The organism is Thermoflexus sp., assembly GCF_042408365.1.
Taxonomy (GTDB): domain Bacteria; phylum Chloroflexota; class Anaerolineae; order Thermoflexales; family Thermoflexaceae; genus Thermoflexus.
Genome location: NZ_JBHOQJ010000165.1, coordinates 1 through 6,634, shown reverse-complemented (window position 1 = coordinate 6,634; position 6,634 = coordinate 1). Strand labels below are relative to the sequence as shown.

5 protein-coding genes are annotated in these 6,634 nt (G+C 63.0%); all 5 read left to right on the top strand.

Annotated elements, in window-relative coordinates; translation table 11 throughout:
* On the top strand, positions 1–232 hold a 232-nt coding region (locus tag ACFMO5_RS07740), incomplete at its 5' end, for a phosphate uptake regulator PhoU (RefSeq protein WP_376792176.1).
* A gap of 280 nt (positions 233–512) precedes the next feature.
* A complete protein-coding gene (locus tag ACFMO5_RS07735; RefSeq protein WP_376792175.1) occupies positions 513–1,061 on the top strand; it encodes a hypothetical protein in 549 nt (182 codons plus the stop codon).
* 509 nt (positions 1,062–1,570) lie between these two features.
* On the top strand, positions 1,571–2,881 hold the full coding sequence (locus tag ACFMO5_RS07730) for a glycerate kinase (RefSeq protein ID WP_376792174.1): 1,311 nt from the start codon (positions 1,571–1,573) through the stop codon (positions 2,879–2,881).
* 213 nt (positions 2,882–3,094) lie between these two features.
* Complete coding sequence (gene mobB, locus ACFMO5_RS07725; RefSeq protein ID WP_376792173.1) at positions 3,095–3,607, top strand: molybdopterin-guanine dinucleotide biosynthesis protein B; 513 nt, start codon at positions 3,095–3,097, stop codon at positions 3,605–3,607.
* 151 nt (positions 3,608–3,758) lie between these two features.
* The gene (locus ACFMO5_RS07720) at positions 3,759–6,530 is read left to right on the top strand and encodes a transglycosylase domain-containing protein (RefSeq protein WP_376792172.1); all 2,772 of its coding nucleotides are present in this window, start codon (positions 3,759–3,761) and stop codon (positions 6,528–6,530) included.
* Positions 6,531–6,634: the final 104 nt, after the last annotated feature.

Sequence of the window (6,634 nt, the reverse complement as noted above, 5' to 3'; positions counted from 1 at the left end):
CGACCCGGAGAAAGCCCGCGCCGCCGTCGCCCGCGACGACGAGGTGGATGCTCTGGATGAGCAGGTCTACCGGGAGCTGATCACCTATATGATGCAGGATCCCCGCACCATCTTTCGGGCCACGCGGCTGCTCTGGATCTCTCACAACTTGGAGCGCATCGCGGATCGGGTGACCAACATCGCCGAACGGGTGATCTTCATGGTCACTGGGGAGTTGCAAGAGCTGAACTAGCGGCACATGCGAGCTGACCGCGCTTCTTCCGGCTCCCTCCAGCGGGGTGCTTCGATGTTCCAGCTCGCCCCCAACCCCCGTGAGGCAGCCAACTGCGCAACCCGTTAAAGGAAGAAACACTGCGCTGCCGGGCGGCCAATATTACTTGAGAATCCCGACTCCTCCAGCGATGTCCTTGCGCGGCCTTCGGGAGACCATCCGGCCACCTGCTGAGGGGCGGAGATCAGGGGCGCTCCGCCCCCGTCGGTTTCCTTTTTTGTTGTATCAACGGCTGGCTCGGATGTATCGAGGGCCTGCGCTGCTGACCGCCCTCCTGGCGCTTGGGCTATATTACTTTCCTGTCTTTGTAGAGATTGAATACCCATGGCCGCCGGACCGAGATCCCATGCTCCTGGTCTTGGCGGGCGCGGTCCTGGGGGTCTGGTGGATCCCGGAGATCGGGAGTCGGCTTTCAGGGGTAGAGCCGCGGCCGGAGGCGCTGGTTTTCCGGTCTCCCTTTTTTGCGCTCCGGGTGTCCTACCGACGGATCCGCAATACGCGACCGACGGTGTTCTCTGAGCTTTTCCCTCAGATCCCCCGTCATCACTGGCGGTGGGTGGAGCCGTTTTATGATCATGCGGTGCTGGTGATCGAGACCGACGGCTACCCGCTGCCCGCTCGCTGGATCCGCTGGCTGCTTGGCCCTTACGTCCCCTTGCCTCAGGGCCATGGTTTCGTTTGTCTGGTCTCCGATTGGATGGCCCTGAGCCGCCTGATTGATCACTACCGGGAAGGCGCCCGCAGGGCATCCTCACGAAGTGTCAGTGAACGCCCTCAGGAACTCATGTGATCCACAGATGACGTGACAAGGTCAAAAGTTGCGCGACCGGCCCCTTAGAACGTAAACTCTCGAAACTGTTGGACCCCCCAAGGTAGGCGAAACGGGCATGAAAGCATCCTCATGAACGAAGAGGCTGTTGATTGTCCTCTCCGGATCACCGTTCTTCGGGATGAGGCTAGGAACCCCCATTCTCACAAATCCCAGCGGAGAACGAATGGGCGACTTGGGTTATAAATAAGGTAGCCGTCTGAGCGCGAGCATCGGGTGGGGGCTCCTCACCCCAAGTGGGGTGGTTGCCCCATTCAGTGGTGGCGAGCTCTCAACCTCAAAAATTCAAAGGGGATGCGCAGTGAGGGGAATTGCCCCACCCCTCTTTCCTTCCTCCCCGTGCGGCTTTGCCGCGCGGGGAGGGCCACTACCGAATGGAATGAGTGCCCAAAATATGCATACGAACATAATAAAGGGAGATCGGTGCTATGTCCGATGAAGGGATGAAACGCGATCCTCGCAGGGATATCATGCGGATCCTCCACGCTGCGCTGGGAGCGGTGGATCCTAGCGCAGCCGTTCGACGTCATGTCCGTCGGGAAGGAAACCAGCTGATCGTTGGAGAGCACCGTCTGGACTTGGATCGCTATCGTCATGTGTTCGTGCTTGCTCTGGGCAAAGCGGCGTATCCCATGGCCTATGCCCTCCAGGTGTTGCTGGGCCGTCGGCTGGATCGAGGTGTGCTGGTGACCAAATATGGGCATCTGGCCGCCGCCCTGGATGAGCGGTGGATCGTGATCGAGGCTGGGCATCCGGTCCCCGACGAGAACAGCGTTCGGGGGGCTCAGGCGCTGGCCGCCATAGCTGAGCAGGCGGGGCCGGAGGATCTCATCCTATGTGCCCTCAGCGGTGGAGGCTCCGCCCTGGCGACCTGGCCGGTGGAGGGGATCAGCCTGAGCGATCTCCAGGCGGTAACGGATCTGCTGTTGCGTGCGGGGGCGACGATCCATGAGCTGAACGCCGTGCGTAAACATCTGGATCGGATCAAGGGTGGGGGATTGGCCCGTTTTGCTTTCCCCGCCACTGTGTTCACCCTGGTCCTCTCCGACGTGGTCGGGGATGATCTGTCGGTGATCGCTTCGGGGCCGATGGCGCCGGATCCTTCCACCTTCTACGATGCCTGGCGGGTGCTGAATCGTTACGGCTTACTGGAGCGGATCCCGCTCCGGGTGCGCACCCATCTGGAGCTCGGGCTGCACGGGAAGATCCCTGAGACCCCTAAGCCGGGCGATGAGATCTTTCATCGGGTTACACATGTGATCGTCGCCAGCAATCGTCTAGCTGTTCAAGCAGCCTTGGAAGAGGCCGCTCGCTTGGGGTATCATCCGTTCCTGCTTTCCACCTTTGTGGAAGGGGAGGCCCGGGAGGTGGCCCGGGTGATCGTGGCCATCGCCAAGGAAATCCTCACCACTGGCCGCCCGGTTCCCCGCCCGGCCTGTGTCGTGTGGGGAGGGGAGACCACCGTGACGGTGCGGGGAAGCGGGCGAGGCGGACGGAATCAAGAGCTTGTGCTGGCGGCCGCGATCGCTCTGCAGGGCTGGCCGGGAGTGGTGGTGGCTTCCCTGGGGACAGATGGCACGGATGGACCGACAGACGCCGCCGGAGCCATCGCCGATGGCGAGAGCGTCCATCGGGCTTATCTGCTGGGCCTGGATGCGATGGCCCATTTGAACGCCAACGATTCCTATGCCTTCTTCGAGGCCCTCGGCGACCTGATCCGCACGGGTCCTACAGGGACGAACGTCAACGATATCGGGGTGATGTTAGTAGGTTCATCATGAAAAGATTCACGGGCCTTGGGGGTTGGGGGATTGCACAAACGGGCAGCCAAGCGCCCTGCTACGGCCATGGAAGGAGCAGATGGCCCCATCCCTTGGATCCCCATAGCCCTTTGGGCCGTGGGGAGGGAGGATAAAAAATATTCGTGGAAGAAGCATCAGCTCCCCAACGTGCGGCTTCGATCCGGATAGAGCATGGCCGGGGGATGCATGCGGATGGATTCCAAATATCCTCCAGTGGTTTGCATTGTTGGGCGCTCGGGCTCCGGGAAGACCACTGTCCTGGAGGGCCTGGTTCGGATATTCCGAGGATGGGGGTTTCGGGTCGGCACGATCAAGGACGATCCTCATGGGGAGATGCGGTGGGATCAGCCTGGAAAGGACACGTGGCGGCATCGGGAGGCCGGCGCCGAGCGGGTCCTTGGCCTCACGCCTCAGTGGCTTTGGCTGTCCCGACGCCTGGACCGCCCGCTGACGTTGGCGGAGGTCTTGAGGGAGTTCGATGGGCTGGATCTGGTGCTGGCGGAGGGCTTTAAAAACGAGGCGATGCCCAAAATTGAGGTGATTCGCCAGGAGACAGGCTTGGATCTTCTGGAGGGATTGCAAGAGCGCTGGGCGGTGGTTTCGGATTCCCCTCTAAATGTCGGGGTGCCATGTTTCCGATTCGGAGAGCTTGAGGAACTGGCGGTGTTCCTGATGCAACGCATGGGGCTCCGGCCAAAGGGCTAAGATCGCCCGGAGGGGCGCTTCGGATGGCAGGCGCTTGGCCTTCTCCTCCGGGCCTGAAAGGGCAACAGCAAGCGGAGAGGGTTAGATTCCTCTCCGAAAGGTTGGAGAGGCTTTGAGGCCGTACGATTCGGAAAAATCGGAGATCCGTCTGATGAGCGAACATTGGCCTCATCCTACCGGCGATGTGAGTGAGACGGCGGGCTGGCGGGTCCCCGGGCGGGACCGCACGCAGCGGATCCCTCGGCAGCCTCCCGCAGGGCGGCCGCCGAGGATCCCGCCCCATCCCCCACGATCTTCCGCGGCGCCACGGCGTCGCTCGTGGGGCCGGACCCTCCTCTTCGTCCTGCTGATCCTATTGCTCCTGGGGGCGGCCGGGGGCGCGGCCGCGCTCGCCGGCTATGTCTATGTGGCGATGCAGTTACCGCCGCCGGAAGCCCTACAGGAGCGGGCGCTGAACCTTTCCACCTCTCTTGTGCTGGTGGATCGCAACGGGGAGTTGCTGGGGGAGTTCGCGGACCCTCAGAGCGGGCGCCGGCAGTTGGTCCGCCTTTCCGACATCTCGCCGTGGTTGATCCAGGCCACGGTGGCGACGGAGGACCCCCGGTTCTGGCAGCATCCTGGGTTCGACCCCATCGCCATCGCTCGCGCCCTCTACCAGGCGATCCGGGAAGGGGAGGTGGTGAGCGGCGCCAGCACCATCCCGCAGCAGCTGGTGCGCAACCTGCTGATCTCCCCTGAGCGCACCTTGCGGCGGAAGATCAAAGAGGCGGTGCTGGCGTCTGAGATCATCCGTCGCTATCCGCGGGAGCAGATCTTGGAGATCTATCTCAACACCATCTACTATGGGAACCTGGCTTACGGCGTGGAGGCGGCTGCCCGCACCTATTTCGGGAAATCAGCGAAAGATCTCAACTTGGCCGAAGCTTCCTTCCTGGCCGGCCTCCCCCAGGCGCCAGCGCTCTACGATCCATTTACTCCGGAAGGGCGGGAACGCGCCCTGCGGCGCCAGCGGGATGTCCTCCGCCTGATGATCGAGGCCGGGTATATCTCCCGAGAGCAGGCGGAAGCCGCTGCGCAGGAGATGGCTGCTCGGGCCTTCCAGAAGCCTGCCATGACCTCGCCAGCGCCGGAGGCCCCCCATTTCGCCCTCTATGTGCAGCAATGGCTGGAGCAGACATTCGGCCTCAACGCCCAAGCTCTTCACCGGGGCGGCCTGCGGGTGGAAACCACCTTGGACCTTCGCCTCCAGCGGATGGCCACCCAGGTCCTGCGGGCGCATCTGGAGAAACTCAAGGACAAGAATGTGCATAACGGGGCGGTGGTCATCTTGGATCCCCGCACGGGAGAGATCTTGGCCATGATTGGGAGCCCGGATTATAACGACACGGCACACGGCGGCCAGATTAACATGGCCCTCGTTCCCCGCCAGCCGGGCTCCTCGATCAAACCGCTGACCTATTTGGTGGCTTTTGAGAAGGGGTGGACCCCCGCAACGCTGATCTGGGATGTGCCATCCCGGTTCCCGGACGGCCCGGGGCGATTCTATGAGCCCGTCAATTATGATCGGCGCTTCCATGGTCCGGTGACCGTTCGCTATGCGCTGGGCAACTCCTATAACATCCCGGCGGTGAAAGCGCTGGCCTTCATCGGGCTGCCGGCCTTCCTCCAACGCGCCCGGGATCTGGGCATCACCACCTTGACCCGCCCGGATTACGGCCTCTCCCTCACCTTGGGCGGCGGTGAAGTGCCGTTGCTGGAGATGGTGGGCCTCTATGCGGCTTTCGCGAATGAAGGCCGTCGGGTGCCCCCGGTCCCGGTCCGGAAGATCACGGATGCCTTCGGCAACGTGCTCTACGAATATACGCCTCCCCCAGGGCAGCCGGTGATGCGGCCGGAGCACGCTTATCTGATCACCCACATTCTTTCAGATAACGAGGCGCGTCGAGCGGCCTTCGGACCCAATAGCCCGCTCAAGCTCTCCCGGCCGGCAGCGGCGAAGACGGGGACCACCAACGATTTCCGCGACAACTGGACCTTGGGGTATACGCCGGACCTGGTGGTGGGGGTCTGGGTGGGGAACGTTGACAACTCTGAAATGAAAGGGGTCACCGGCATCACGGGCGCAGCCCCAGTCTGGCATGATGTGATGGAGGAAGCTCACCGTATCCTGAACCTGCCGCCCCGGGAGTTCCGCCGGCCGCCTGGGATCATCGAAGTGGAGATCTGCCTGGATTCCGGCACCCGGCCCTCACCCTATTGTCCGCCGGACCGCCGTCGGATAGAGGTCTTCGCCGCCGATCAGCCCCCGCCCGGGCCGGAGCACGACCTCTGGAAAGCCGTGATGATCGACGGGGCGACCGGATTGCTCTACACCGAGGGTTGTCCCGGCCCGCCGATCGAGCGGGTCTTTTACGTGGTTCCCGAGGAGGGGCGCTGGTGGGCGGAACAGCGTCAGATCCCTCAGCCTCCCACGGAGCTCTGTGTGGTGGCGATCCCGGAGGTCATCATCCGGTGGCCGAACGAAAGCACCGTGGTACGCGGGATGGTTCCAGTGTTGGGAACGGTGTGGATTCCCGATTTCGCGTATTACAACGTGGAATGGGGGATCGTGGGGGCGGATGGGGTCTCTTGGCAGTGGTTGAGCGGTCCGCATCTAGCCCCGGTGCGCGACGGTCAGCTCACCGTTTGGGACGCCTCCCATCTTCCTACTGGCTGGTATGCCCTGCGGGTGACCGCCTTCAATCGCTCCGGGCAGGCCTTTGTGGGCGAGATCCGGACTTATGTGGACAATGGGATTGTGCCCACCCCCACCCCGATCCCGACGGTCACCCCCAGCCCGACGCCGAAACTTCTTCCGACGTCGACACCGGAGCTCCCAATCCCGACGATTGTTCCACTGCCATCTCCAGTGCCTACCCCGTAGTGCTTCATTTCACAAAGTGAATGGCTCTCCTCCCTCCCCGCGGCCCGAAGGTTTCCGGCCCAGCTCTCGAAAACCAGGGGCGAGCCGGGCGCCGAAGGCGCCCG

What these genes read in the sequence shown, in the direction of transcription:
- ACFMO5_RS07735 (WP_376792175.1), top strand. Translation starts at nt 513, where the DNA reads ATGTATCGAGGGCCTGCGCTGCTGACCGCCCTCCTGGCGCTTGGGCTA.
- ACFMO5_RS07730 (WP_376792174.1), top strand. Translation starts at nt 1,571, where the DNA reads ATGCGGATCCTCCACGCTGCGCTGGGAGCGGTGGATCCTAGCGCAGCC.
- mobB (WP_376792173.1), top strand. Translation starts at nt 3,095, where the DNA reads ATGGATTCCAAATATCCTCCAGTGGTTTGCATTGTTGGGCGCTCGGGC.
- ACFMO5_RS07720 (WP_376792172.1), top strand. Translation starts at nt 3,759, where the DNA reads ATGAGCGAACATTGGCCTCATCCTACCGGCGATGTGAGTGAGACGGCG.